This is a genomic window from Arthrobacter sp. Soil762, assembly GCF_001428335.1.
In the GTDB taxonomy this organism is placed as follows: domain Bacteria; phylum Actinomycetota; class Actinomycetes; order Actinomycetales; family Micrococcaceae; genus Arthrobacter.
The window spans coordinates 611,225-636,558 of sequence record NZ_LMSG01000001.1; the positions used below are offsets into that span (position 1 = coordinate 611,225).

General features: G+C 64.4%; 24 protein-coding genes. 7 read left to right on the plus strand and 17 right to left on the minus strand.

Annotation, left to right across the window (positions count from 1 at the left end):
- The first annotated feature begins 126 nt into the window (after positions 1–126).
- Positions 127–1,353: an NYN domain-containing protein gene (locus ASG77_RS02895; RefSeq protein WP_056340885.1), complete on the plus strand. Its 1,227-nt coding sequence runs from the start codon at positions 127–129 to the stop codon at positions 1,351–1,353.
- A gap of 80 nt (positions 1,354–1,433) precedes the next feature.
- On the opposite strand, the gene ASG77_RS02900 is transcribed toward ASG77_RS02895, so the two are convergent.
- The 8 genes from ASG77_RS02900 to ASG77_RS02935 form a co-directional block, all read right to left on the minus strand.
- Positions 1,434–2,333, minus strand: coding sequence for a hypothetical protein (locus ASG77_RS02900; RefSeq protein WP_200950614.1), 900 nt, complete (start codon positions 2,331–2,333; stop codon positions 1,434–1,436).
- Positions 2,334–2,503: 170 nt separating this feature from the next.
- On the minus strand, positions 2,504–3,094 hold the full coding sequence (locus ASG77_RS02905; protein WP_056340888.1) for an AAA family ATPase: 591 nt from the start codon (positions 3,092–3,094) through the stop codon (positions 2,504–2,506).
- Positions 3,095–3,149: 55 nt separating this feature from the next.
- Positions 3,150–3,926 (minus strand): SDR family oxidoreductase, encoded by a 777-nt coding sequence (locus ASG77_RS02910; RefSeq protein ID WP_200950615.1) that lies wholly within the window; start codon positions 3,924–3,926, stop codon positions 3,150–3,152.
- Positions 3,923–5,422, minus strand: coding sequence for a mannitol dehydrogenase family protein (locus tag ASG77_RS02915; protein WP_056340891.1), 1,500 nt, complete (start codon positions 5,420–5,422; stop codon positions 3,923–3,925). Before ASG77_RS02915 ends, ASG77_RS02910 begins: the two co-directional genes overlap by 4 nt.
- 86 nt (positions 5,423–5,508) lie before the next feature.
- The gene (locus ASG77_RS02920; protein ID WP_082575793.1) at positions 5,509–6,489 is read right to left on the minus strand and encodes an ABC transporter substrate-binding protein; all 981 of its coding nucleotides are present in this window, start codon (positions 6,487–6,489) and stop codon (positions 5,509–5,511) included.
- A 58-nt stretch (positions 6,490–6,547) separates the two neighbouring features.
- The gene (locus ASG77_RS02925; protein ID WP_056340893.1) at positions 6,548–7,633 is read right to left on the minus strand and encodes an ABC transporter permease; all 1,086 of its coding nucleotides are present in this window, start codon (positions 7,631–7,633) and stop codon (positions 6,548–6,550) included.
- A complete protein-coding gene (locus ASG77_RS02930) occupies positions 7,630–8,394 on the minus strand; it encodes an ATP-binding cassette domain-containing protein (RefSeq protein ID WP_056340894.1) in 765 nt (254 codons plus the stop codon). The genes ASG77_RS02925 and ASG77_RS02930 overlap by 4 nt, the downstream gene beginning before the upstream one ends.
- A gap of 98 nt (positions 8,395–8,492) precedes the next feature.
- Positions 8,493–9,197 (minus strand): nucleoside/nucleotide kinase family protein, encoded by a 705-nt coding sequence (locus tag ASG77_RS02935; protein ID WP_056340896.1) that lies wholly within the window; start codon positions 9,195–9,197, stop codon positions 8,493–8,495.
- 362 nt (positions 9,198–9,559) lie between these two features.
- Between ASG77_RS02935 and ASG77_RS02940 the strand changes: the two genes are divergently transcribed.
- Both ASG77_RS02940 and ASG77_RS02945 read left to right on the plus strand, forming a co-directional pair.
- Complete coding sequence (locus ASG77_RS02940; RefSeq protein WP_235564312.1) at positions 9,560–10,570, plus strand: LacI family DNA-binding transcriptional regulator; 1,011 nt, start codon at positions 9,560–9,562, stop codon at positions 10,568–10,570.
- Positions 10,571–10,649: 79 nt separating this feature from the next.
- Positions 10,650–11,048 (plus strand): TOBE domain-containing protein, encoded by a 399-nt coding sequence (locus tag ASG77_RS02945; RefSeq protein WP_056340900.1) that lies wholly within the window; start codon positions 10,650–10,652, stop codon positions 11,046–11,048.
- Positions 11,049–11,202: 154 nt separating this feature from the next.
- On the opposite strand, the gene ASG77_RS02950 is transcribed toward ASG77_RS02945, so the two are convergent.
- The 6 genes from ASG77_RS02950 to ASG77_RS02970 all read right to left on the minus strand — a co-directional run bounded on the left by ASG77_RS02950 (position 11,203) and on the right by ASG77_RS02970 (position 16,422).
- Entirely contained in the window at positions 11,203–11,964 is a 762-nt protein-coding gene (locus tag ASG77_RS02950) for a GntR family transcriptional regulator (protein ID WP_056340901.1), read from the minus strand.
- A gap of 180 nt (positions 11,965–12,144) precedes the next feature.
- Positions 12,145–12,930 (minus strand): ATP-binding cassette domain-containing protein, encoded by a 786-nt coding sequence (locus tag ASG77_RS02955; protein ID WP_104061666.1) that lies wholly within the window; start codon positions 12,928–12,930, stop codon positions 12,145–12,147.
- Positions 12,927–14,015 carry an ABC transporter permease gene (locus ASG77_RS02960; protein WP_162254911.1) on the minus strand — a complete coding sequence of 363 codons (1,089 nt, stop codon included), beginning with the start codon at positions 14,013–14,015 and terminating at the stop codon, positions 12,927–12,929. Before ASG77_RS02960 ends, ASG77_RS02955 begins: the two co-directional genes overlap by 4 nt.
- Before the next feature lie 117 nt (positions 14,016–14,132).
- On the minus strand, positions 14,133–14,261 hold the full coding sequence (locus ASG77_RS22800; protein ID WP_268760636.1) for a hypothetical protein: 129 nt from the start codon (positions 14,259–14,261) through the stop codon (positions 14,133–14,135).
- Positions 14,261–15,154, minus strand: a complete 894-nt coding sequence (locus ASG77_RS02965; RefSeq protein ID WP_156380155.1) for a substrate-binding domain-containing protein — start codon at positions 15,152–15,154, stop codon at positions 14,261–14,263. Before ASG77_RS02965 ends, ASG77_RS22800 begins: the two co-directional genes overlap by 1 nt.
- 245 nt (positions 15,155–15,399) lie before the next feature.
- On the minus strand, positions 15,400–16,422 hold the full coding sequence (locus ASG77_RS02970; RefSeq protein WP_200950616.1) for a LacI family DNA-binding transcriptional regulator: 1,023 nt from the start codon (positions 16,420–16,422) through the stop codon (positions 15,400–15,402).
- Between the two features lie 174 nt (positions 16,423–16,596).
- Here ASG77_RS02970 and ASG77_RS02975 point away from each other — a divergent pair, with 174 nt between their 5' ends.
- From ASG77_RS02975 to ASG77_RS02990, 4 genes are all read left to right on the plus strand, one after another.
- Positions 16,597–17,931, plus strand: coding sequence for a cytochrome P450 (locus ASG77_RS02975; RefSeq protein WP_056340910.1), 1,335 nt, complete (start codon positions 16,597–16,599; stop codon positions 17,929–17,931).
- The gene (locus ASG77_RS02980) at positions 17,924–18,898 is read left to right on the plus strand and encodes a hypothetical protein (RefSeq protein WP_056340913.1); all 975 of its coding nucleotides are present in this window, start codon (positions 17,924–17,926) and stop codon (positions 18,896–18,898) included. Before ASG77_RS02975 ends, ASG77_RS02980 begins: the two co-directional genes overlap by 8 nt.
- A 55-nt stretch (positions 18,899–18,953) precedes the next feature.
- Positions 18,954–19,946 (plus strand): PDR/VanB family oxidoreductase, encoded by a 993-nt coding sequence (locus tag ASG77_RS02985; RefSeq protein WP_056340916.1) that lies wholly within the window; start codon positions 18,954–18,956, stop codon positions 19,944–19,946.
- Between the two features lie 268 nt (positions 19,947–20,214).
- On the plus strand, positions 20,215–21,027 hold the full coding sequence (locus tag ASG77_RS02990) for an alpha/beta fold hydrolase (protein ID WP_056340918.1): 813 nt from the start codon (positions 20,215–20,217) through the stop codon (positions 21,025–21,027).
- A gap of 310 nt (positions 21,028–21,337) precedes the next feature.
- Here the strand turns inward: ASG77_RS02990 and ASG77_RS02995 are convergent, their stop codons facing one another.
- The 3 genes from ASG77_RS02995 to pdxR all read right to left on the minus strand — a co-directional run bounded on the left by ASG77_RS02995 (position 21,338) and on the right by pdxR (position 25,299).
- Positions 21,338–22,627, minus strand: coding sequence for an MFS transporter (locus ASG77_RS02995; RefSeq protein WP_056341605.1), 1,290 nt, complete (start codon positions 22,625–22,627; stop codon positions 21,338–21,340).
- A 5-nt stretch (positions 22,628–22,632) separates the two neighbouring features.
- Positions 22,633–23,718, minus strand: coding sequence for a sugar phosphate isomerase/epimerase family protein (locus ASG77_RS03000; RefSeq protein WP_056340920.1), 1,086 nt, complete (start codon positions 23,716–23,718; stop codon positions 22,633–22,635).
- A gap of 111 nt (positions 23,719–23,829) precedes the next feature.
- A complete protein-coding gene (gene pdxR / locus ASG77_RS03005; protein ID WP_162254912.1) occupies positions 23,830–25,299 on the minus strand; it encodes a MocR-like pyridoxine biosynthesis transcription factor PdxR in 1,470 nt (489 codons plus the stop codon).
- Between the last annotated feature and the right edge of the window lie 35 nt (positions 25,300–25,334).

Below are 25,334 nucleotides of genomic sequence, written 5' to 3' on the forward strand. Positions count from 1 at the left end.
TATTAATGCCCGTTAGACAAATTGCACGCCGCATAAATGCGGCATGGACAGGGCATCAACAACAGCTCCTGGCGTGGCGCAGCCAGACGTGTCGCCAGTTCGAGCCGTTGCTGCCAAACTGAGCCAATGAATGAGGCGCACCCACCGTCCCGCAGGCCTGGCATCCGAGCTGCGATGTTTGTTGATTTCGACAATGTCTTCACCGGCCTGCAGTCGCTGGATCCGCTGGCGGCGAAGCGCTTTGCCGAAGACCCGAAGCACTGGGCGGATGCGTTGTCAGCAGGTGGTTCCGGCGAGGACGCCCGCCGGTTCCTGATCCGCAACTGCTACCTGAACCCGGTGGTGTACTCGAAGTACCGGACCTACTGGACGCGCGCCGGTTTCCGCGTGATTGACTGCCCGTCGCTGACGCAGCGGGGCAAGAGCAGCACGGACATCAATCTGGTGCTTGATGCGATGGATGCACTGTCCGGGAACGTTGGCATCGAAGAGTTCTTCATCGCCTCGGCCGACGCCGATTTCACGTCCCTGATCCAGCGGTTCCGTGCCGCTGACCGGATGACTACGGTTATCGCAGCCGGCGCGGTGGCCTTCGCGTACCGGGAGATGGCGGACCACGTTGTGGAATCCCACGACTTCGTCGCCATCCTCAACGGCTCAACTGTGGAGCCGGTTCATGCGGTGGCGCCCGGGAAACAGCAGCAGCCGGCGAAGTCTAAAACCAAGTCCACCTCGCCCGCGATCCGTGAGGTTCTCGAGTTCGTCCGCACCGCGCCTGGCCCTGTCGTCGGCGCAATGGTGGCCCACCGGGCACTCACTGCAGAGCCTTCCCTGAAGACGGACTGGGGCGGCTGGGGAAAGTTCGGGACGTGGGTGTCCCAGATCGGCCAGGGCGTCGAATATTCCCCGGCACAAGGTGGCTGGGTGTGGGACGCGAAGCGGTTCTCAAGCGAGGATCTTCCTGCGCCCGCGGACCTGCAGCCGGGCATCGAGGAACAGGTCACCAGGGTGACGGACGTGCCGGCCCTTTCCGCAGCCCAGTTCCGGCAGATGTTCCAGTCCATGGCAGCCAGGCTTCGTGAGCATCCGCTCAACCGCACCGAACTGTCCCGGCAGGTGCGGGATGACTGCGTCAACGCGGACCAGCCGGTCTCCCGCAACGCCGTGAGCTTTGTCCTTCAAGGCCTGGCCTACGTCAATTTCCCGCTCACCGACGAGGCGACAGCGGAAGGCCTGGCAGCAGCGTGGACCGCGAACGTCGAGGAACTCTGCCGGGTGGCTCTGCTGGAGTTCGACGCCGCAGAGAAGCTCGCCGTCCGCCGCTGGGCCAGCGGCGGACTCCTGGACAACTGAACAACGGGAGAAGCGGACGACGGCGGGACCTCCCGCCGTCGTCCGCCAGCCTCATGGGGCGCTGAGCAGATGGTGGCGCGCTAGGACGCCACCAGCGTCCCGTCCACAACGGCTTCGAGCTCTTGCAGGCGGGGAAGCGCACGCGTCGTCAGCAGTCGCTCGCGGACTTCTGCCGACACAGCCAGGCTGTCCTTCCAGAGCGAGCGTCCCGCCATGGCGCCGCCGGCACCGTTTGCGACAGCGATCTCTACCTGCCTGATGAACGTCTCGTGGTCCACGCCTGCAGACAGTACGGCCCACGGCACGCCTGCGGCCGCCTCGGTGACCAAGGCACTGGCCTCACCGGATCCGGGGTACTGCAGCTTAAGCACCTTGGCGCCGCATTCGACGGACAGCCGGGCAGCACCGGCGACGAGTCCGGGGAACGCAGCAGCATAGGCCTCTTCGCTTTCGTCTTCGAGGCGATAGACCAGGATCTCGACAATGAGGAGGAGTCCTTCGTCGGTGCATGCCGTGACGAGTTCGCGGATTTCATCCGCGACGCGCGAGCTGGCGTCCTGAAGATCGGGGCGCATGTACCAGAGCATCTTCGCCACGTCGCCGCCGAGTTCGCGCACCCTGCGGGGCGTCATTCCCGGGACGAACTTTGTGTACTGAAGGCCGTCGACCGTGTCGAAGCCCGAAGCGTCAAGACCGACAACCAGCGCGGTATCGCGGGAGAGAACGCCCTCATCGGCCACACGGGGCAGGGCAATCTCAGGATCGAGCAGAATGGCCGGCGCGGCGTTTCCGAGGTATCGGACCAGGTCCACCTTCGCGTCGGAGAGCTGCTCGGCCGTGATGGAGCCCGGCCCGTCCGGTGCGTCGTTCATGACGGCCTTCATGCCGTTGCGCTGGTCGGCAGCAACGATGAGCATCTTGCCGCCGGGGGTCGAGATCGCTGCCATGCCGCGGCGCTCGAGAGTGGTGAGAGTGTTCACTGGTATCTCCTACTTAGATGGTTTTGGTCTTGTGAGGATCTGGGGTCCGGCGGCCGGATGCACCGGAAATCGCCGTCGTGAGGGCACGACGAATCGCGTCTCGGAGGAGGTGCGCCTTGGGAGGCATGGCCCCTCGGTAGAGGAATGACGTGGTAACTGCTAGCGGCGGCTCAGTGCACGGCCTCGCGCACGGCGAAGTCCGACAGGAAGTGCTCGAGCTGTTGACGCGGCGTAAGTAAGCCATCAATTCGGATATGAGCGACGCCGGGGGCCTGCGTAACCTCTGGAGAGAGGAAACGCTCCGGGTTCTTGACCTTGTCGAGGTCGCGTGCCGCTCCGCGTAGCCGCATTCGCCTCACGACCTCGCCCGGCGGGGTGTCCATCCAGGCCAGGTGCACCCGCGGTTCAGGGATCGCGAGGCGCTCAACGAGCCGTGCCCATGCAGCCGGGAAGGTGCGTTCGGAAGTGAACGGAGCAACAACAACCACGCTGTTGCCCAGAGCGAGATTCTCCCGGGTGGTGTCAAAGAGGCAGGTGTAGCGGATATCGTTCACGCTCGCACGCGCTGCGGGTTGTGCTGTGGGGACATCGACCAGGAATTCGCCGCCCATGTGCTCAAACAAGGGATTCGTGACGGTGTCCAGGTCAAGGATGGTCCAGTGGAGCTCGCGGGCCAGGTCATGGGCAAACGTCGTCTTGCCACTCGCCGGCACTCCGCAGACGATAATCGCCTCGGATGCGCGTTCGTCGGTCAGGTTCATTTGTCATCCATTTCAAATTGAGGTCGGGTCGCGGCGCCCCGCGGCGGAACGGAGGTCAGCGGCCGGTGTAGCCGCCGTCGACCGGGAGGGAAATGCCCGTGATCATGGCGGCGGCGTCACTGAGCAGGAAGACAATGGGGCCGGCCACGTCGTCCACCGTGGCCCATCGTCCGAGTGGCATTTGCTCAAGGAAGGGGCCGCCGACTTCCGGCCGTCCCCAGTAGAAGTTGGACATGTCGGTCATGACCACTGTCGGGTTGACGCTGTTGACGCGGATGTTGTGCTTGCCAAGTTCCAGCGCCGATACGCGGGTGATGTTGTCCAGAGCGGCTTTGGAGGAGCCGTAGGAGATGTGGCCGTGAAGTGCCACCATGCTGGCCTGGCTGGAGACGTTGACGATTGCGCCGCCATTGCCCTGGCGGATCATGGAGGGCACCGCATGTTTGATGACCAGCAGGGCGCCGCGGGCGTTGATGCTGATGACCTTGTCGAAGACGTCGATGTCGGTATCCTGCGGTGTGGCGATTTCGCCGCCGAAGCCGCCGCAGTTCACGACGCCCCACAGGTCCAGGCCCTCGATGGCGTCTCTGATGCTTTCCTCGGAGGTCAGGTCGAATGCCAGGGGCTGGGCGCCGGTTTCATCGCAGAGCGGCGCTAACGACTCGAGCGTGCGGGCGCTGGCGATGACCTTCGCACCCGCGGCGGTGAGTTGCCGGACGGTGGCGGCCCCGATGCCACCGCTGGCGCCGGTGACGAGGACGGAACGGCCGTTGAAGTCGGTTGTTTCAGATCGGGCTTCGGCTGCCATGCTGGCTGTGGGTGAGTCGGTCATGAAGTACTCCCTATAGGCATCAAGAGTTCGGTCAGGCCCTGAACGGCGGTCCGCGCCCCGGAGCGTTCCAGGGCTTCGCGGGCCTGCCGGTACGCGGCGGCGAAACGGGTGTCCTGGCCCAGGCCGCCGAATATTTCGGTCAGGTTGAGGAAGGCGCCCGGCTCGCTCTGGTCCGCACGGGCGGCCGCGCGGAGTTCGCTGAGGCGCCGGTCGGTGACGGCTACGGGTTCGCCACGGTCGTCTGTACTTCCCAGGAACCGGGCCCAGGCTGCGATCGCGAGCACGGCCCGGTCTATGGGGCCTCCGAGTTCGAGCTGTTCACGCACCACCGGAAGCACGAATTTGGGGATCCGTTCTGATCCGTCGACCATTTGGCGGGCGAGGGTGTCACGGATTGCGGGGTTGGCGAAGCGGTGGATGAGTTCGTCCCGGTACGCGTGCAGATCGATGCCGGGCACGGGTCGCAGGGTGGGCATCGCCTCGCGTTCCATGAAGCCGCTGATGAACTCGGCGAACAGCGGATCGGCGCAGACCTCATGGACGTACTTGTGTCCGGCGAGATATCCGAGATAGCTCATGACCTGGTGGCTCGCGTTGAGGAGCCGAAGTTTCATGAGTTCGTAAGGCTCGACGTCGTCCACGATCTGCACACCGGCGTCTTCCAAAGGCGGACGCCCGGCTGTGAACTTGTCCTCGAGAACCCATTGTTCAAACGGCTCGGCAACCACCGGCCATGCATCTGAGAATCCGTAGGCTTCGGCCACCGCAGCCCGGTCATGGTCGGTGGTGACTGGGGTGATGCGGTCGACCATGGAGTTGGGAAAGGCCACGGTCTCTGCGATCCAGCCGGCGAGTTCGGGATCCATGAGTCGGGCGAAGGACACGAGCGCTTTGCGGGCGACGTTGCCATTCCCCTGAATGTTGTCGCAGGACATGACGGTGAACGGGGCAGTGCCCTGATCACGGCGCCGGGCCAGGGCAGCGGTGATCAGACCGAACGCGGAGCCTGGAGCGGTGTTCGGTATCAGGTCGCGGAGAATGTCCGGTGTACGGGGATCGGATTCTCCTGTGCTGTCGCTGATGTTGTAGCCGCCCTCGGTAATGGACAGGGAGACTATGCGGGTAGCGGGATCTGCGAGCTTGCGGATGACCGCGGCCGGGTCGTCAGGGGCATAAAGGTACTCGGTGATGGAACCGATGATTCTGGCCTCTTCGGTGCCTTCGGCGCCCTTCAACACGAGTGTGTACAGGCCGTCCTGGCTTTCGAGGACATCGCGCATGCGGGCATCCGAGGCGAGCACTCCGACGCCGCAGATTCCCCAGTCCTGGGAGCCGCCCAGGTTCAGGAGGCGGTCGATGAACATGGCCTGGTGCGATCGGTGGAATCCGCCGACGCCGAAGTGGACAATCCCGGTCCGGACCGCGCGGCGCTGATACAAGGGGATGGGTAGCCGGCCTGCCGCTTCTGGAAGGGCCGCTTCATTCAGGGACGTCATGTCATTCTTCTCTTCGGTCGGGAGAGGCGGGATGGTGCCGTTGCCAGCTTGGGAGTCTGCGGGCAACGGCACCGGAACGCTCGCTGTTAGCAGGAGGACTTGTAGACGTACTCGGCGCCGTCACCGCTGATGTTGTCCGTGGTGATCTGCTTGAACCCGGTCTGGATTTCCTTCTCTGTGGGCTCGCCCTTGATGGCCTTGAGTGCCTGGTCCACACCCTGGGTCCCGATTGACGCCGGTTCCTGTGCGATCAGGGCTTGGACGATGCCCTCCTTGAGCTGCTTGACCTGTGCCGGGCCGGCATCGAAGCCGACGATTTTCACCTGGTTCTGTTTGCCGGCCTGGCGGATGCCCGTAGCTGTTCCTTCTGCCGCGAAGGTGTTGGCCGCGAAGACGCCGACAATGTCCGGGTCCTTGGTCAATGCAGCAGAAACGAGTCTGGCGGCTTCAGCCGGATCGTTGTGGCTGTACTGCACTCCCAGGTACTGGAAGGCTGAGTCAGCTTTGGCGCCCTCTTCGAAGCCAGCAACGCGGGCATCGGCTGTTGAGACACCGGGGTCGGTGGAAATTACGAGGACTTTGCCTCCGTTGGGGCTGAGGTTCTTGATTGCCTTGAAGGCTTCAAGGCCGCCGCCTTTGTTGTCCGAGGCGATCGCAGACGCGGCGAACGACGGGTCCTGCACCGTGGTGTCAACCAGGATGACCTTGATGCCTGCCGCCGCGGCGGCCTTCAAGGGCGCCTGCATTGCAGCCACGTCCGTTGGTGCGATCAGGATGGCATCCGGCTGGGCTGCCACAACAGAATCAACGATGGGCTTTTGAAGCGTCGGGTCGAACTTGGCCGGCCCTTGCGTGTTTATTGTTGCGCCGGCTGCCTTGGCGGCGGCGTCGATGCCACATTGCATGCTGACGTAGAACTCGTCACCGGCGACACCCTGGATGAAGGTGAGCTTGGGCTGGTCTCCGGCCGAACTCCCGGCCGAGGCAGTTCCGCCGGCGCAGGCCGTGAGGGAAGTTGCGGCGAGGAGGCCTGCCGCGAGCAGGGTGGCTTTAGGGGTCAACTTCATTGTGTGCTCCTGGTTTGCTTGGACGGGTTGATGCGGGAGGTTGATGCGGGGAGGAAGATCAGTTGGAGCGTCGGCCGAACAGCTTCTTTTTGCCCTCAGCCTTGGCGGACTGCCCTCGGGCTGCCGCCGCCCGGCGGCGCTGATCGACATAGACGGCCAGGACCAGAACGGCACCGACCGCCACCTGCTGCCAGAACGGCTGAATGCCGACGATGACGAAGCCGTTTTGGAGTACCGCGGGGATGAAGAGGCCAATGACGGTTCCGAAGATGGTGCCGACACCGCCGAAGAGTGACGTTCCACCGATCACGACGGCGGCGATTACGTTAAGGTTTGTCGCTGACTGACCGGCGATGGCGGTCGTGCCGTACTGGGACAGCGACAGGATGCCTGCCACGCCGGCGAGGCCACCGGAGAGTGCGTAGATGGAAATCAGTTGGCGGTCCACTTTCACGCCAACGCGGCGGGCGGATTCCTCGTTGGAGCCAACGGCGAAGGTGTAGAGGCCGAACCTGGTCCGGTGAAGTACGGTCCCGAAGATCAGGATCAGGACCATCGCGATCAGGGAAATTGTCGGCCAGGTGGTTCCCGGAACGTTGCCGTATCCGATGGTGTCCTGGAGAACAGCAGGGACCTCGCGGATGTCCACGCCGCCTGTGATGACCTGCGCCAGCCCCAAGGCGCCGCCAAGTGTTCCCAGGGTGACAATCAGCGGCGGCACCTTGGCCTTCGCGATGAGAACACCGTTGAGAAGACCCCACCCGAGCCCGCAGCCGACGGCCACGAAGATACCGACAATGGCAGTTCCCCATCCGGAGCCGCCCATGGCTTGCATGACTTTTGCCGCCACGACTCCGGAGAAGACAAGGTTGGATCCGACGGACAAGTCGATGCCCGAGGTGACAATGACGAAGGTCATGCCGATACCCAGGACACCCAGGATGGAGACATTCTGAATGATCTGGCGGACGTTGCCCCAGGTCGGAAACACGTCCGGTGCCAGGGCTGTGAAGGCCAGGAAGATGACCATCAGAACAAGCAGGATTTGGAACGATTGAACCTGGAGAACCTGCCGGAGGGTGTGTGCGTGAGAGATTTCGGGTGCGGTCCCGGCTGCGCGGGGTACGGCTTCGGTTGCGGTCATGAGTGTGCTCCATCAAGTGCGCCGGTCATTGCGCCGACTAGTTCTTCCACCGTCGTTTTCTTCGCCTCGTAGGTGGCCACCCGGCGTCCGAGCCGGAGTACCTGGACCCGGTCCGCTACATCGATGACGTGCGGCATCGAGTGGCTGATGAACACGACGCCCACTCCTTTGTCACGGACCCTCCGGATCGTCTCGAGCACGTTTTTTGTCTGCACAACTCCCAGTGCGGCTGTCGGTTCGTCCAGGAAGATGACACCCTTGGCCCAGGCAACAGCCCGTGCGATGGCGATTGCCTGCTTCTGGCCTCCCGACATGCTGCCGACTGGGTCGGACAGGCTTCGAACCGTAGCTCCAAGTTCATCGAAGGCTTCCCGTGATTTGGCACGCATCGTCCTGTTGTCCATGAATCCGAGCCGTCCTTGAAAGCCGGGCTTGGGGATTTCTCGGCCGAGGAACATGTTTTGGGCCGCGTTCAGGTGTGGTGCCAGGGCAAGGTCCTGATAGACGGTTTCGATGCCGAGGCTGCTGGCATGGCTCGGGGAATTTAGTTCAACCTCGCCGCCGGCAAACAGGATCTTGCCGGAGTCCAAAGCAAGGTTCCCCGACAGGGCCTTTACGAGGGTCGATTTTCCGGCGCCGTTGTCACCTATGAGTGCAACCACTTCGCCTGCGTTGACGTCAAAGTCGACGCAATCGAGGGCACGCACGTTGCCAAAGCTGCGGGTAAGGCCGCGGGCTTCCAAAACGGGGATTGTTGTCATGGGGTAACACCTGTCAGCTGGTACGGGACGAATGCGGCGACCCCGGCCATGCAGCCGGAGACACTTCGTTGTGCTGTCACTTCTGTCTTCCTCTTCATTCAGGCCTTCGTGAAGGTCTCACGGCTGTCGGAATAGCTCAGGTCAATGATCAAATCGGCGCGTCTTCGGGTAGCAGCAACCACCGCAGCATTCCTCTGGTCGCTGCCTAGGACCCATGCCTCTGCTTCCGCGGGCGGCTTTCCGAAGGCTTCGTGGCGCCGGAGCAGCCGCAGCTGCCGCTCGTCGTCGCTTAGGTCCAGGAACCAGACCTCGTCGATCTGCGCCCGGCTCTCCCGCCAGCCCTCGGCGTCCAGGAGAAGATAATTCCCTTCGGTAATGACCAGCGGCACCTCGCGGGCCACCGGGATCGCGCAGCCGATCGATTCCTCGAGGCCGCGATCGAACATCGGGGCGTAAACAACCGGCTCGCCGTTCGACTTGAGCCGGTGTAGCAGGTGGGCGTATCCCCACGGGTCAAACGTGTCCGGAGCGCCCTTGCGGTCCGTCGAGCCACGCGCAGCAAGAACTCCGTTCGCCAGATGGAAAGCATCCATTCCGACCCGGGCAGCCTGGCCATCCAAGGCATCGGCGATAGCCTGCGCCACGGTGGACTTTCCAGCACCAGGCGCTCCCGCAATGCCCAGGATGCGCCGGCTTCCACTGACAGCGAGAGTGCGGGCCCGCTCTACCAGCTCATCCAAGGTGCACGTCAGATGCTCGGCCTCTCGCTGGGAAACCGGGGTCCGAACTTCAGCGGTGTTCATCACTGTCTCCTCCGTTGGTCATGCCACGGTGAAGAAGCTCTGCTGCTACACCCTTGAAGCGCTGCCTTGAATCAAACCCGCAGGTCTGGATCGAGTGGCTCTAACCTTCGGCTTCGAGGAACTCGCTGTGACCTGCCTTACAGAAACTTAGATGCCCCATGTCATCGATGTCAAGGAAAACCGAAAAACTCATGTCATCGATGACATGAGTTGCTTGAAGTTACTTCGAACATCGGGCAGGATGGGGTGGGCGGCGGATTGACACCGATGACATCTTTAGCAGTGGAGGTGTTCCCGCTTTCGAACAGCCCAGCCTGTAGGGTGTGCCCAGCGAACAATGAAGGAGCCGAACCGTGACTACGATGCAGGATGTGGCCACGCGCGCCGGAGTGAGTGCCAAGACGGTTTCCCGGGTTTTTAACGACGACCCGCACGTCACGGAAGACACGCGGCAGCGCGTCCAGTCGGCCATGCGCGAACTCAAGTACGTGCCGAACATGCTTGCGCGCACCTTCCGCGAAGGCAAGTCCGCCGTCATTGGCATCGCCGTGCCTGACGTCGCCGACCCATTCTTCGCTGCCGTCACGAAGGGGATCGAGCTGGCCGCACGCGAGCACGACATGGCCATAGTCGTGACCAGCCTCGGGGATAACCCGTCCCTGGAACAAAGCATCATTGAAGCGACGGTCCGCCGCCAGATCGACGGCCTCATTATCGCCCCGATCGCGGCCGATCAGTCCTACCTCGCACGGTGGCAGGACAGCTTCCCCATCGTCTTCATTGACCGCGTACCCACCAAGCTCAACGCCGACTATTTCGTCGAAGACGACTTCGGGGGGGCCTTCGAAGCGACGCAGCACCTCATCGCCCACGGCCACCGCCGTATCGCCATCGTCGGAGACTCACCGGACGTCCCCACCACAAGGCTGCGCCTGGAAGGCTACCGCGCCGCCCTTGATGATGCCGGCTTGGAGATCGCCGAGGAACTGATTGCGCTTGGGTCACGCGACGCAGACGCTGCCGCCCAGGTCTGCAAGACCCTGCTGGCGCTGCGCAATGCGCCGACGGCCATCTTCTCCTCCAACGCGCGGTTCTCAACGGGCGTTTTCCCGGCCCTTCAGGCTTTGAAAAGAAGCGACATTGCGCTCATCAGTTTTGGCGACTTTCCCATGGCGGATGTCCTCCAACCCTCAGTGTCAGTCATCGACCAGAATCCTCGTCAGGTCGGACGGATTGCTGCCGAGCGCATCCTCGCCCGAATCGCGACGCCCGACAAGAGGTTCCGGCGCAAAAACGTCATTCCCGTCAGGTTGATCGAACGCCAGTCTTGCCAGCCGGCCGGAGCGGTGTTGGCATCCGCCGTCGCAGTGTGAACGCCTCAAGGTTCCATTCCCCCACCGAATCCGCCCCGCACCGGAAATCAGCAGCTAATGGACGCACAAGCACCTTTGAGTGGGCCTGCGACCGGAGCATCTCACGGTCTCAGCCGACGTCGGCGGCCGGCGTCTGGCGGGTACCGTCCGGCGAATCGAAGACCTCGGCGCGGACACCCTGATCGGAGTCCAGCCGGACCCTGCCCTCGGCCCGAAAATGTGGGAACTCAACCAGGACGACCTCATCTGGATCCGCCAGACGGGACAAGCACGCCTGATGGCCGGAGATCCCTGCACCATAGCCCTCGAGGCCAGAATGGCCAGCTACTTCGACAGCGAGGCCGGCGCGAATCTGGCATCATCCGACCAGGTCTCAGCCGCTGGGTTGCTGGCGCCGAACTGCTCGACGCCCACGGCGACGGGGATCCCGTCAAGCGGCTCAATGCTGCGCTCGAGGGACTCCTGGCGGAACCCGTGAAGGTCGTCCGCCAGGTGCCGATCCCAGCCGGAACTTCCCAAGAGGGCGCACTCTAGGCAGTACCCGCTACCGGCAAGAAGCGAACGACGGCGGGCGACCTCCCGCCGTCGTCCGCTTGCGTTGGTGCCGCTTTTATACGCAGCCGACCAGCCGTCTACTTGTCGACCAGCGTGATGTCGAATGAGTACAGGTCTGGACGGTAGCAATGGCGGCCGATCTCGACAGCCTTCCCGAGGCTGTCATAGACCCGGCGGTTGACGGTAAGTACGGGAGCTCCAGGAGGCATTTCAAGGAGCCGTTCCTCGTCCGGCTCGGCAGTACGGGCGCCGATGTTCTGTTTGGCCACCCGCATGGTTGCGCCACGGGCTCGCATCAGCCGGTAGAGGCTGCCTTGCTCCAACTGTCCGTGCGACAAGGCGGCAAACCTTTCCGGCAGGTAGTTCTCGAGGATGGCGAACGGGACGCCGTCTGCGAGACGTACCCTGCGCAGGTGCAAGACCCTGGCGCCAGGTCCGGTGCCGAGGGCTTCGGCAACTTGTGGAGGGGCTGTTATGAGCTCGTGCGTCAGAACGCTGGAACTCGGGCGCTTGCCAATCCTGGACAGGTCTTCAAAGAGGCTGGACAGTGCCACATCCCGGGTGAGCTGGCCGTGGACAACCTGGGTGCCGACTCCCCGGCTTTTCACCAGGAGTCCTTTGTCGACGAGCTCTTGGATCGCGTGGCGGATGGTTGGCCGTGAGAGGCCCAGCCGTCGCCCCAGAACCATCTCGTTCTCCAGGCGTGCACCGGCGGGCAGGTGGCCGGTGAGAATTGCTTGCTCAATGCAGGACGAGACCTGGAAGTAGAGGGGAACGGGACCTGCGCGGTCGACATCCACGAAAAGGTCCTCTGGCAAGACGATGTGATCCTGCAGCATTGTGGTCCTCCGGAATGACGTTGCGAACGGGTAGGGGCAGGAAGCCAGCGGACGTCCGTTGACGATGAGAAACCGTGACGTCTGCCCGACTCGACGGCCCTGCCGCCCCATGGGCAAGGCCGTCGCCGGGGAACCTCTTCCGAGGCGTGCGCCGGGTCCCGTCATCACCGGCTTGTCGGGTCAGGCCGCGGTGGCGTTCTCACGGTATCGGCGGATGCCGAGTTCACCTTCGACGACGGCGGCTGTCAGTTCTTCGACGCTCGTGTCCTCGCGGCGAACGTCGAGGATCTTGCGCCCGTGGTTCATGACGATGTGCCGATCGCAGACTTCGAAGGCGTGGTGGAGGTTGTGGGTGACCAGCACGGAGCTGATTCCGTCGGCCTTCAGTGCCCGCAGGTAGTCCAGCAACGCTTCTGTGGCGCGAACCGCAAGCGCGGAGGTGGGCTCGTCAAGGATCAGCAGACTCCGTTTGAAGTGGACGGCCCGGGCAATGGCCACCGCCTGCGCCTGACCTCCGGACAGCGACGAGACAAGCTGCTTGGAGCTCTTGATGCCTTCAATGGTCACCACGGAGTCCAGGATTTCGGAGGTGATGGCATCCATCTCCTTGATCTTCATCAGACCCAGGCGGTTCGTGATCTCGCGGCCCATGAAGATGTTGCGGCTAATGGACATCTGCGGGACCAGCGCCGAGTCCTGGAAGATCGTTTCGATGCCCAGGCTCTCGGTCAGGGCCCTGTTCACGTGCGGGTGCTTGGTTCCGTCCCAGGAGAAGTCGCCTGCGGTGGCCGCGACCACGCCTGACATGATCTTGACCAGGGTCGACTTGCCAGCACCGTTGTCGCCGAGGAGGCCCACAACCTCGCCTTTTCCGATATCGAAAGACACGTCGTCCAGGACGGTGTTGACGCCGTACTTCTTGGTGATGCCCTCAATCCGGAGCAGGTAGTCCTCGTTGATGGTCATGATGCTTTGCCTTCCATGAGCTTGTTGAAGATGGCGGCGACCACGATGATCAGGCCGACGAAGAGCTGGATGTAGAAGCCGGGCGCCTTGCCCAGGATCAGGCCGTTTTCGATGATGCGGATCAGGGCAGCGCCGACGATCATGCCGATGATAGTGCCCCGGCCTCCGAGGAGGGAGGTTCCGCCGACCACGGCAGCCGCTATCGCCATCAGGGTGTAATCCTCCGTGGAACCGGGCTGCATGGACGAGGTCCGGACCGAGATCAGGATGCTGGCCAAGCCCACCATGGCTCCGAACAGGGCGTAGGAGAGGAGCTTGACCTTGAAAGGGTTGATGGAGATGGCCCTCGCGGCCGACGCGTTGCCGCCGACGGCGAAGATGTGGTTGCCGAGCTTGTGGCGGTGCAGGAAGAACCACGCCACTACTCCCACCACGATCATCCAGACCAGCTGCGAGCGGAAGAAACCGAAATCGCCGGCGAAGAGGGTGACGAGTGCTTCGTCTTTTCCTTTGCGCAGCAGCGCCGGCGCGGTGCCGTTGATGAAGATGCTGGCGCCGGTCCAGAAGAATGCCATGCCAAGAGTCGCGATGAAGGACGGGATGCCGGTGATGACCACGATCAGTCCGTTGATCAGGGCAATACCGGTGGCCGCGGCGATTGCGGCCAGGACCCCCCAGCCCCAGCCGAACGAGTTGGAGACGTGAATGAACGTGATGGAAGAGAACCCGATGCTCGCGCCCAGGGAGAGGTCGAATTCTCCGGCGATCATCAGGATGCCGACTCCGATGGCCAGGATGGCCAATACCGGAATGCTCTGGGAGATGACGCCCGAGAGGTTGTTGGCCGACAGGAATGGGAAGGCGGGGCTGGCGATGCTGGCGATGACGAAGCCGATGATGACGACCGCCAGGATCGCGCCGATTTCGAGGGCTCCGCGGCCACGGGTGTAGCGGATGTAGTCCTTGAATTTCTCGGCTGTTGTGACGGGTTGGTTATCGGCAAGGCGGCGGACTTTGGTGATGGCCCCTGTTTCCAACGGCGCCGTGAGGACGTGTTGGCCGGTGCCTGTCTCTTGTGGTGACATGACCTGATCTTTCGATGGCAGCGGCGTCGATGCCGCGGAATGGGAGAGGTGGGCGCTGAGGCCCGGAGAGGGGATGGAGCGGGGGCGTGGCCGCCGCTCCATCCCCTTAGGGCGCAGTTACCAGCGGACGCCCTGGAGGTCCGGCGCTTCGAGGTTTTCCACGTTGGTCTTGTCGATGAGGGAGACGCCGCCGGAGTTGATGTTTGCCGGTGCCAGGCCGAAGTCGATGGCAAGGGCGCTCTGCATCAGCGACTGGAATCCCTGGACGAAGCCTGCTGGTCAGCCGTGGCGATGATGTCCCCGGCCTTGATGCCGTCGATAACCTGCGGGGAGGTGTCAAAGCCGACGATAGGAACCTTCACGCCGGCTGCCTCCATGGCAGCCAGGATGTTGCGGTGCGGGGTGCCTCCCAGGGGCGCCACTGCCTTGACGTCCTTGTTGGCGATGAGCCATGAGGTGAGGGAGTTCAGAGCTTCCTCATCGGAGGCGGAGGTCCGGAGGTACTCGCCCTTCGCACCCACCTTGTCGAACGCTTTCTGCACGCCGCCGCCGCGCTGGATGGCGTAGTTCTGCTCGGGTTCTTCCGCCGGGAAGAGGACCTTGTCGCCGGCGCCCAGCTTGGCCTCCGCGGCGAGACGCTCGCCAACGAGCGTGCCGACCTCGAAGAAGTCCTGACCGACGAAACCGCTGACGCAGTCGGCGGCACTCTCGGGTGCCGGCACGTTGTAGGCGACGACCTTGATGCCTGCCTTGGAGGCGTCACACGCCACCTTGACCCACTTCTCGCCTTCGTTGAACGGCATCACGATGACTGCGGGCTTGGACGCCGTGGCTGTTGCCACGAGGTCCACCATTTTGTCCGGATCGGCATCGGCGGTCTGGTGCGTCAGCTGCAGGCCACCGAGGGTGGAGGCATCCTCCGCCCCCTTGAGGATCTGGGCCCAGAATGCGTCGCCGGCCGGGTTGTAATACGTCAGGAAGTAAACGCTGCGGTTTTCGGCGCGGCTGCCAAACTTGTCGGCCAGGCCGGTGGTTGATGATGCATTGGACGTTGCGGTGCAGCCTGCCAGAGCCAGCGTAGCCACGCCTGCCATGGCAATTACGCCGAGTCCCCGCTTGAAGGTAGAAATAGGTTTCACTTCGTCGTGTCCCTCTCATAGGTGCCGAAGCCTGCCCCCATCCAGAACTGATGCTCGTGGGGAGTGCCGATCTTCGACTTATTGTCAGGACATTCTTACGCACAATAACTGGCACGTGCAAGACCCTTCGAGAAAAATCTGTCTCGTGCCAGTTTTGTGACGCGGGGCACATGGTATGGATTGCGGCTGCGGGCATACACCTCCCGCGAAAGACACTGCGCCCGGACGTCGACGTCCGCGCCCGCTCACCTGGGGTGCAGCTGCGCCTCTGACCGGGGCTGGCCCGTACTTCCCCTGATGACCAGCGTGGGAACGATCATGCGTTCCCGGGGCGCCGACTCCTCGTCTGACATCATCTGAACGGCGGCCTCGACGGCCGCCGTGCTCATTTCCTCGGGATCCTGGCGGACGCTCGTCAGGTCAACAAACGACAGCCTGGCGATGCGGCTGTCATCGTAGCCCGTGACCGAAACATCCTCGGGCACCCGCAAGCCGGCACGCAGAAGCCTATTGATGAGGCCCATGGCAGCATGGTCATTGGAGCAGACTACCGCGGTGGGCATGACCGGCTCCGCGAGAAGCGACTCGGCGGCACTTGCACCGGATTCCTCGGTGAAGTCCCCGTCAATCTCCCGGACCCGAGAGGGCAGTCCGTGCCTGTCCATGGCTGTCACGTATCCCTGGTGGCGGGCAGCGAATTCAGGAAGTGACCGCGTCAGAACGTAGGCAATATCCCGGTGCCCGAGTTCCACCAAATGGTCCACCGCCGCCGCGATCCCCCGCTGCCCGTCTGACCGGACGGCACCGCAGACACCCTGCGGCAGAGGTCTGCCGATGCTGACCACCGGCAGCCGCTTTGCCAGTTTCCGCAGCTCGTTTACAGGCGTTTCCGGCGAAATCAGGATGACGGACTCAGTGCGGAACCCGAGCAGTTCCGTGATGGCATCCCGCTCGTCCCGCGTCGCCGTCAGGGCACCGAGAATCAGGTTGTAGCCACGCTCGTGGGCCGCCGCATAGAGGGCTTCGACAATGTCGTCCGCGGATGAGTGGGCGGGATTGAAGAGCACACCGATGTAGTTGCTGCTCCGCCGGCGAAGCGACCGCGCTGCTATGTCCGGGCTGTATCCGAGCTCGGAAGCCGCCTCAAAGATGCGCTCCCGTGTCGAGGAACTGACGCCGGCCTCATTGCGGAAGGCGAGCCCCACAAGCTGCCGTGAAACGCCGACGCGCGTGGCGACGTCCATCATGGTCGGCCGTTTAGAGATCACTTGGACATCCTATACGCGGAGGGTTGATGGCTCTCCGCCGGGTTTGTCAGGACATCCCTTGACGAAAACCTAGCACGTGCTAGTCTTTAGGAAATCCAGCCCAAATGCCCTTCCTCACACGGCTGAGGTCTCGTTCTCCCATCCACGCAAAACGCACGAAAGCAGGGCCTACCAATGTCGCTAGCCACTGATCCGAACACCACCGACATCCAGCGATGCCCTTTCAGCGGCGCCGCTCTCGCCGGCGAGGAATCACGCACGCCGGACCCTGTCGCGGCGCCCGGGATTGGCCCGAATCCCGGCCTGGAGACAGATCCCGGCGTCTTCTACGATCCGCTCTCCTACGCCGCGTATGACCATCCCTATGAGCTGTACAAAATCCTGCGGGACAAGGCGCCGGTCTACTACAACGAGCGCCGCGACTTGTACGTCGTCTCGCGTTACACCGATGTCCAGGCAGGCCTGCGAAACCACGGGCAGCTCTCCAGCGCCCTGGGCAATGACATGGACGGTACCCATGCGTCCTACGGGGCAGGCAACCTGATCATGGTCGACGCTCCCCGGCACACCTCTCTGCGATCGGCCGTCCGTCGCGTCTTTGTCGGACGCGAGATACTGTCCAAGGAAGACGGCATCAGGGAACTGGCCCGCCACCTGATCACGGAGCTCCGCGCGAACGGCGGCGGTGATTTTGCCACTGAGGTGGCGCTTCCGTTGGCTATCGGTGCGGCCACGAAAATGATCGGCATGGCCGTCGAGGACAGCGGAATGCTGCAGGAACATCTCCTGCGCTCCATGGTGCGGACGGTGGGCGAGTTCGGCGTGCCGGACGACGCCGCCTTCTCCAATCAGGAAGCCGAAGAGCACCTCGCGGACGTGTTTGGGAAGCGGAGCGAAGAGGTCGAAGCCGGCGGCGCCGCCACAGGGTCGGATGCCATCACCCAAATCATCCTCGGCATGCACGCCGGCAAAGTGGAGCCGGGTGAACAGGTGGGCCTCGCCCATCTGATTCTGTCGGCAGCCATCGACGCCCCCGCCGCCCTCCTCACCAACCTCGTGGCCACCCTCGACAAGTTCCCGGCCTTCCAACAGTGCCTTGCGAAGGACCCGGCCACCATTCCGGCCTTTGTGGAGGAGACACTCCGCTTTGACACCCCCGGCCAGAACCTCTGCCGGCAGACCACCGCCGAGATCACCATCGCCGGCGTGACCATACCGGCGGACTCCCGGGTGATGTTCCTGCTGGGCTCCGCCAACCGGGACGAAAGGGTCTTCCAGAACCCGGACTTCTTTGATATCAGCCGCGAGCTGACGCCGGAGAACCGCATCATGACCTTCGGCGACGGTATCCACGCTTGCCTGGGCGCACCCCTGGCCCGGCTCGCCGGACGCGTCCTCGTGGAGACTCTCCTCGAAGGCCCTGAGATCCGCGTCGTCGGGCTGCCCGAGCGCTGGGCCAAGCAAATGGTCCGCGGCTTCGCAAAGCTTCCGGTGAAGTTCGTTGACTGAGGTCAAAGGCTGGGAGGACCTCTCCGGACTCCTGCCACAGTCACGCGGCTGGATGCACTCCGGTGTCGCAGTCCTCAGCGACGGCAGAGTCCTCTGCGCCCACCCGGAAGGCCGCGACCTGTTGGTCATCGATCCTTCGGGTCGCTCCGAAACCATACCAACGTCCCTGACCGAAATGCACAGCATTTTCACCTGCCAACGCGACGGCGAGGAAGTCATCGCCGTGGCCGACCCCGGGCACCGCTTCGTCGAGGATCCCGCCGACACATCGGCCTACGCCGATCACTTCTCGCCCGGGCGCGCAGTGATCCTGAACAGGGACGGAAGCGTCCTCCTGGAACTGAAATGCCCGCCACTGCTGGACTATGCACTTGAGTCATGGCGCCCGACGTCGATCGCCGTCGACGACTCCCGATACACCGATAGCGGTGACATCTGGGTAGCCGACGGGTACGGCGCCAGCCTGGTGCACCGTTTCGACGCCTCGGGCCGCTATCTCGGAACTCGGGACGGCGCAGAAACGGGCACCGCCTTCGCCTGCCCGCACGGGATAATGCTGCGGACCGACCATGGGCGCCTCGAAATCTACGTGGCGGACCGCACCAACTGCAGAATCGTCGTCATGGACCGGAGCGGAATACAGCCGCGGATCCTGGGCGAAGGAGTCCTGGACAGCCCGTCCTCGCTCGTGCTCGTGGAGAACCGGATCTACGTTACCGAACTCTTCGGCGGAGTCGCGAGGTTCGACGGCGATGCATTCACCCGCGTTCTGGAACGGGCCCGGCCCCGGTCGAACGAGGACGATGCCTGGCCCAACCGTCGCGTTCCCGGGGGCCTGAACGGACCGGTTGTGGACCCGGGCTTCTTCAACAGCCCCCACGGAATCGCCGCCGACGGCCACTGGCTCTACGTCACCGAGTGGTTCATCGGCGGGCGGCTCAGCCGTCTGTCACTCACGCAGTACTAAACACACTTCCCCTCAGCGCATCCCACGCGACGACTTTCAGATTGAGAGCAGGACCATGAGCACAACAGAGACCATCTCCGGGCCGATTTCGGACCTCACCCTCGAAGAGGCCCATTTCTTTGCCCGCGTCGCGGCGAAAACACACGCGGCCGACGACGTCGTACTCCTCACCCTCCGGCACCAGGACGGCGAAGACCTTCCGCCGTGGCGTCCCGGCGCCCACATCGATCTGGTCCTTTCCAACGGCCTGACGCGGCAGTACTCCCTCTGCGGCGATCCGGCAGATCGGAGCAGCTACGTCGTTGGTGTCCTCAATGCGCCCAACAGCCGCGGCGGCTCGCGGTTCGTTCACGAGTCACTGGCCACCGGCGATTCGGTGACCGTCCGCGGTCCGCGGAACCACTTCCGGCTGGTCGATGCCCCCAGCTACCTGTTCGTCGCCGGTGGCATCGGAATCACGCCCATTGCCGCGATGATCCGCGAAGTACAGCAGCAGGGGAAGCCGTGGACGCTTGTCTACGGAGGCCGGACACTTTCCTCCATGGCCTTCAGGGATGAGCTGACCGCCTACGGCACCCGAACCACCCTGTGGCCCCAGGACCAGAAGGGGATCATCGATCTGCCCACGGCCCTGGGCTCCCCGGACTGCCACACAGCCGTCTACACCTGCGGTCCGGAACCGCTCCTGGCCGCCGTCGAGGCAATCTGTGCCGAGAAGTGGCCCTCCGGGTCCCTGCACCTGGAACGGTTCACGGCAAAGAAGGTGGACACCGCGCACGATGTGGCGTTCGAAATCGAACTGGCAACGAGCGGCGTGCGGCTGACCGTCCCGGCGGATAAATCCGTCCTGAGTGTTCTCGAAGAAGCCGGCACACGCATCCTTTCCTCCTGCGGCGAAGGGACCTGCGGTACCTGCGAAACCACGGTCATCGAGGGAACCATCGACCACCGCGACTCCGTCCTCACCCTCGAAGAAAAAGCCGAGAACAGCTGCATGATGGTCTGCGTCTCCCGCGCCACCTGCCCCGTGCTGGTGCTGGACCTCTAACCTTCCTGCCGCCCAGTTAAGCGGACGACGGCGGGACCTCCCGCCGTCGTCCGTTTCCGTTTGGTGCCTCACCAGGCAGCTGTGCTCTGCACGTCCGGTCCGGTCCAGTAACGCCACGGCTCCGAATCCTTTGTAGAGATCAACAGCGTTAGGGAACACCAGAGGAAGGCGGGCATGAGCGTTCGGCAGGAACCCGCGACGTGGGCAGCCACGCTGCGGCGGCACATGGTTCCAACCGGGCTGGGCCCGTGCACGGTGCGTGTCCAGCATGGCACCGGAGGCGTCCGGCACAGCGGAGGTCTATCTTCACGGCGCCGCGGGATCCTGGACCACTTTTGAGCCGCTGCTTTCCGCAGCTTCGCCCCACGATCGTGTTCTGATTGATCTGCCGGGGTGGGGCGAATCCACCAAGCGTGCCAGGCTGGAACTCTTCGGCATCGAGGCGATGGCACGCGCCGTCACTGAGGTGCTGGCCTTGCTCGGCTACCCGCGGTGGAACCTCGTGGGCCACTCCATGGGAGGCTTCCTGGCGTTGCATATAGCCGCGGCATGGCCGGAGCGGACCGCGAGCGTCGCCGCCATTTCGGCCACGACATTCGGCGTGTCCGAGGCCGCCCGCGAGCCGCTGCGCAGCGTGTCCCGATTCCCGGCGTTTGTCGGCATGAGGCTGCTCATGCGCTCACTGGCGGCCCTGGGCCCGGCCGGGCCGGCGCTGGTCCGTGCAATCGGCGCCACACCCGTGATGGGACCGTTGACGGCACCGCTGTTCGCCGATCCCGCAGGCATATCCGCAGGGGTGATCCGCGGGCTCGGCCGTGACGCCCGGCCGGCCAGCTTCTCCGCGGCTGCCCGGGCAGTGGCGCACTACGACTTTGACCAGTGGCGCGGCATCCGCTGCCCCGTGCTGGCGACCCGCGGGGACACTGATGTGTTCACGTCTCCTTCCGACCTGGACCGGCTGGCCGCCACAATTCCGAACGTCCGGACTGTGACGATCCCGCTCTGCGGCCACTTCGCCAACGTCGAGCAGCCGGAACAGGTGCAGCAACTGCTCGGGGGCCTGTGGACCGACGCGCAGTAGTCCGCCTTCCCGGTGATTGCCGGGAGTTCCCGTCGTATTCCCGGCAGAAATTTATGGCCAGGCTGTCGCGGTTTGACGACCGGGCCCCTGCCACTGCCCTGTGGCTGGCGCTTCTCATTATTGGAGCCCACGCCAACGGACGACGGCGGGACGTCCCGCCGTCGTCCGCTTCCGTCTGGTGCCTACTGGCTGAAGGGCGCCGTTACGGCGGGTGAACCGGGTCGGTCCAATGCCCCTCACGGAACCACCTCACGACGGAACCCCCCGGGAGATCCCGGGGGTTCCGTCGTCGTCCGCGTCGGGTAAAAGATCAGACCTCGGCCATTGCCCGTCGGGCCCGGGCGGCCCGCACGAGCCCGCTGGACACGACCGCTCCCACGAGCGCGAGCGCCGCGAGCACGATGAACACGATGTGGTAGCCGCCGGCTCCCGGATTCGCATCGAGGATTGCCCCGTAGACGATGAACGCGAACATCCCGGGTGCATAGCCGACCAGGCAGGCGATTCCGAAGGCGGTGCCGCTGGTCTCCTCAGGGATCCCCACCTCGTCCATCGGCGCCCAGAACACACCCCGCATGGTGAAGACGATCAGCGAGAACAGCAGGGTCACGATCATGGCCGGGATCTGGCTGCTCGGATCGGCCGGGAGGAGCAGCAGGACCGCCACCACCGGGATCAGACACAGGAACGCCAGCCGGATGTACCTGCTCGCACCCTTGAACACCTTGTCCGCGAGAACTCCCCCGAGCGGGCCGCCGAGGATCTTCAGGCCGTACTGGTTGATGATGCCGTAGGCGCCCACCAGTGCGACGGGCAGCCCGTAGATGTAGGTCAGATAGGGGATGAAGTAGGTGAGGCCGCAGTACACGACGTACACCATGAACACGGTGAAGCTCACCCACCACAGCTGGGGCAGCTTCGCCGCGCGCCAGATCTCGCCGAGGCCGGCCTTCTGCTTCTTCTGGGCGGGAACCGCGCCCGCCTGCTCGCTGGTCTGCGTGCGGAGCAGCAGGAACAGCAGCACGCCGACGACGACGTCGATGATGGCGTAGAAGGCGATGGCCGCGCGGAATCCGCCGGTCCCCGAACCGAGCAGGACGAAGATTCCCAGTGCGGAGAACGCCACTGCGGTGTCGACGACGCCGCGACCGCCCTCGAGCAGGCCGAAGAGCCGCCCTTGTTCCTTCGAACCGCCAAGCTGCCGGATGCTCTTGAGCAACGCGGGCCAGACCAGGCAGTCCGAGCACACGGCGAGCAGCGCGAACACCAGGAGGAGCGTGCCGAAGCCCGGGAAAGTGCTGAGGAACAGGCCCAGCGCTCCGGTGCCGACCAGGCCAAGCGGGATGAGGATCCGGGTGGAGAAGCGATCGGCGAGGTAGCCGCCGACGATAAAGAGCGCCGTCGCGACGATCGAGTTGACGCTCAGCAGCGTACCGATCTCGGTGTGGCTGAGGCCCATGGCCTCCTGCATGGGGACGTAGAACGCGTCCTTGAGGTTGGTGAGCTTATAAATCGTGCCGCCGGCCATAACGAGAAGAGCGAAGCGGATCCATTTGCTCCAGTCGACTGGTTTCGTGGCCTTCTCGGAGGTTTTAGACATCGTGGTCATCGTGCACCTGCCATGGAGTTCGTTGTGTCGAGCTGCGCGACGGCGATGTCGCGCAGCGAGGTGAGCAGATCCTTCACGTAGGCCACCTGGTGGTCGGCCCAGCCTGGTTCTGCAGCGAGCAGATCATCCCGGGTCCATCCGGCCGGGATGCCGGTGGTGCTCAGGTCGCGGTACGGGATGAACGGGTCCTCGCCCTCGCCGGCGTGGCGGAAGGCGGGCGCGTAGTAGAGGTTTTCCTGTTCGAGGGCCAGGGCGATGACCTGGGGCTTGTCCGCACCGAGCATCAGGAGTTCGAAGAGCATCCGGGCACCGGGCAGGTCGTCCTCGGGGCTTCCCTGCAGCACACCGCGGTGACCGTAGCCGTCCCCCTCGGGGAGAACATGCACCCCTTTCAGGTGCGCCTGCAGGATGTGCGGGGCGAGCGCGGACAGGGCATCCATCGGGCGCTCGCATGCATTAATCATGTTCCCGAAATCGAACATGGCGTGCAGGCGCGGATGGGAGACCCGGCGCAGCAACTCGGCGATCTCGGTGGAGCGCAGTTCCTCGTGCTGCTCAAAGGAGAAGTGCAGATCGTGTTCGTCTGCGAGCGCGGCGAGCCGGCGCAGGTCCTGCTCGATCAGTGTCATCACGCCGGAGAGGGTGCCTTCGAAACGCGAGTAAACGCGGATGTTCTGGACACCGAGAATCCCGGCGATCCGGACCACTTCGTCCACGTCCGCGCGCAGGGTGGTGCTGATTTCGAGGTGGATGCTCAGACCCAGGCGGCGGGCGCGGCCGGCGAACTCGCCCAGCCTGTCGTCGCTCATCCGGCCCAGGCTCCGCTCCTCACCGTCGAGGAGGTGGATGCATGCGCCGGCCAGGCCGTGCCGGTGCGCGAAGTCGAGCACATCATCGGGCCCGTACCCGCCGTAGGTCAGGTTGCCGAGGAGGGCGTAGGCGTGGGCGAACAGGGGGGCACGGTCGATCCGGTCGATCAGGGTCCGGGCCAGCCCGTCGGTCAGGCGGGGCAGGGACTCCATTTCCTCGTCGTTGAGGCGGGGTCTCAGGAGCGCCTGGAATCGGGCGTTGGCTGGGGGCATCGTGGGCTCCTCGGGAGGCATATCTGGGGTGGTGGCGAATGTCACTCCTCATTTGTACGCCGTTAATGGATTTCGAAAAAGATCCATTATGCACTCAGCTGTTAAGTCCATTCAGGAACCTGAGGGGGTCCGCTCCCATCGGTCCCATGCGGCGGCCATCCTGCCGACGGCCTGCGGCATGTGCTCCGCCGCGGTGCCGGCGAAGCCGATCAGCAGCGCCGGGGGAAGCTGTCGGGTGAGCCGGTACTCGCCGAGGGGGTAGGTGTACACCCCGCCCGCGGCCAGTCCCCGCGCTACCTGGATATCGTCCACCGGTTCACGGAGCCAGCCCATGACGTGCAGGCCCGCGTCCACCGGGCCGGCTTGGATCCTGTGGCCCAACTGCTGATCGATCGCGTCGAGCAGGGCGTCCTGGCGTGCCGCATAGAGGCGACGGGTCCGGCGCAGATGGGAGTGCAGGTGTCCTTCCGACAGGAAGTCCGCGAGTGCCATCTGGAGCACCATCGCGGGCGGGCGTCCGATGACCGATGATGCGGATGCGAACGGCTCCACCAGGTCCTCCGGCAGCACGCAGTATCCGAGGCGGATCGATGGTGCGAGCACCTTGCTGAAGGAGCCCACGGTGATCACTTGCCGGCTCAGATCGAGCCCGAATAGCGTGGGAAGGAGTTTCCCGCGGTAGCGCAGCTCGCTGTCGCAGTCGTCCTCGACAATCCAGCTCCCGTTTCGCTGCGCCCAGGCGATCCACTCCGCCCTCCGTGCCGGGCTCATCGCGATACCGAGCGGATGCTGCCGCGCGGGAGTCAGGCAGGCCAGGCGGGCCGGGGGCGCGCCGTCGTGCTCTTCCGGGAGGACCGCTCCCTCGTTGTCGACGGGGACGCCCCGGACAGGACAGCCCTGGGACTGGAAGGCGAGCCGTCCGGAGATGTGCCCCGGGTCCTCGACGACGACGGGGTCGCCGGCGTCGAGCAGGAGAACCGCCAGCACGTTGAACGCCTGCTGCGCGCCGGAGGTGACGACGATCTGGCCCGCCGTGCACCCCAGGCCCCTGACGTCGTTGACGTAGTCCGCGATCGCTTCCCGCAGTGGGCGATGGCCGTGCGGATCGCTGTAGCCGATCGCCAGCGGATCGGTGCGCCCGGCGTGGCGTCCCAGCAGGCGTTTCCACGTCGCCGCGGGGAAAGCCGAGGACGCCACCTGGCTGGCGACGAACGATTCCGTCTCGGCCGCCCACGCATGCGGCGCCTCGCTGAACAGGTCGGTGCCCCGCGACGAAGTGGCGGCGCCGCGTTCGGACAGCGGTGGCCGGGACGTCGGCCGCTGTGGGGCGGCATCGCTCCACAGGGTGTCGACGTACGTGCCGTCTCCCGCGCGTGAGCGCAGGAACCCCTCGGCGGTGAGTTGCTCGAACGCGGATACAACGGTGATCCGCGAGACTCCCAGCTCGGTGACCAGTGTGCGGGTCGAGGGCAAACGGGTTCCGGTCGGCAGCGAACCCATCAGGATCTGGGTGCGCAGTTGCGCGTACAGCTGCTGGTGCAGGGGCTGCGGCGCGGCGCGGTCGAGCTCAAGTCCGGCCAACAGACGCCCACCAACACTTTTCATCCCGCGGACCG

Excerpts from the sequence above, each read along its gene's own strand:
- ASG77_RS02895 (WP_056340885.1), top strand. The coding sequence starts at position 127 with ATGAATGAGGCGCACCCACCGTCCCGCAGGCCTGGCATCCGAGCTGCG.
- ASG77_RS02905 (WP_056340888.1), bottom strand. The coding sequence starts at position 3,094 with ATGAACCTGACCGACGAACGCGCATCCGAGGCGATTATCGTCTGCGGA.
- ASG77_RS02910 (WP_200950615.1), bottom strand. The coding sequence starts at position 3,926 with ATGACCGACTCACCCACAGCCAGCATGGCAGCCGAAGCCCGATCTGAA.
- ASG77_RS02915 (WP_056340891.1), bottom strand. The coding sequence starts at position 5,422 with ATGACGTCCCTGAATGAAGCGGCCCTTCCAGAAGCGGCAGGCCGGCTA.
- ASG77_RS02920 (WP_082575793.1), bottom strand. The coding sequence starts at position 6,489 with ATGAAGTTGACCCCTAAAGCCACCCTGCTCGCGGCAGGCCTCCTCGCC.
- ASG77_RS02925 (WP_056340893.1), bottom strand. The coding sequence starts at position 7,633 with ATGACCGCAACCGAAGCCGTACCCCGCGCAGCCGGGACCGCACCCGAA.
- ASG77_RS02930 (WP_056340894.1), bottom strand. The coding sequence starts at position 8,394 with ATGACAACAATCCCCGTTTTGGAAGCCCGCGGCCTTACCCGCAGCTTT.
- ASG77_RS02935 (WP_056340896.1), bottom strand. The coding sequence starts at position 9,197 with ATGAACACCGCTGAAGTTCGGACCCCGGTTTCCCAGCGAGAGGCCGAG.
- ASG77_RS02940 (WP_235564312.1), top strand. The coding sequence starts at position 9,560 with ATGCAGGATGTGGCCACGCGCGCCGGAGTGAGTGCCAAGACGGTTTCC.
- ASG77_RS02950 (WP_056340901.1), bottom strand. The coding sequence starts at position 11,964 with ATGCTGCAGGATCACATCGTCTTGCCAGAGGACCTTTTCGTGGATGTC.
- ASG77_RS02955 (WP_104061666.1), bottom strand. The coding sequence starts at position 12,930 with ATGACCATCAACGAGGACTACCTGCTCCGGATTGAGGGCATCACCAAG.
- ASG77_RS02960 (WP_162254911.1), bottom strand. The coding sequence starts at position 14,015 with ATGTCACCACAAGAGACAGGCACCGGCCAACACGTCCTCACGGCGCCG.
- ASG77_RS22800 (WP_268760636.1), bottom strand. The coding sequence starts at position 14,261 with ATGCAGAGCGCCCTTGCCATCGACTTCGGCCTGGCACCGGCAAACATC.
- ASG77_RS02975 (WP_056340910.1), top strand. The coding sequence starts at position 16,597 with ATGTCGCTAGCCACTGATCCGAACACCACCGACATCCAGCGATGCCCT.
- ASG77_RS02985 (WP_056340916.1), top strand. The coding sequence starts at position 18,954 with ATGAGCACAACAGAGACCATCTCCGGGCCGATTTCGGACCTCACCCTC.
- ASG77_RS02990 (WP_056340918.1), top strand. The coding sequence starts at position 20,215 with ATGGCACCGGAGGCGTCCGGCACAGCGGAGGTCTATCTTCACGGCGCC.
- ASG77_RS02995 (WP_056341605.1), bottom strand. The coding sequence starts at position 22,627 with ATGTCTAAAACCTCCGAGAAGGCCACGAAACCAGTCGACTGGAGCAAA.
- ASG77_RS03000 (WP_056340920.1), bottom strand. The coding sequence starts at position 23,718 with ATGCCCCCAGCCAACGCCCGATTCCAGGCGCTCCTGAGACCCCGCCTC.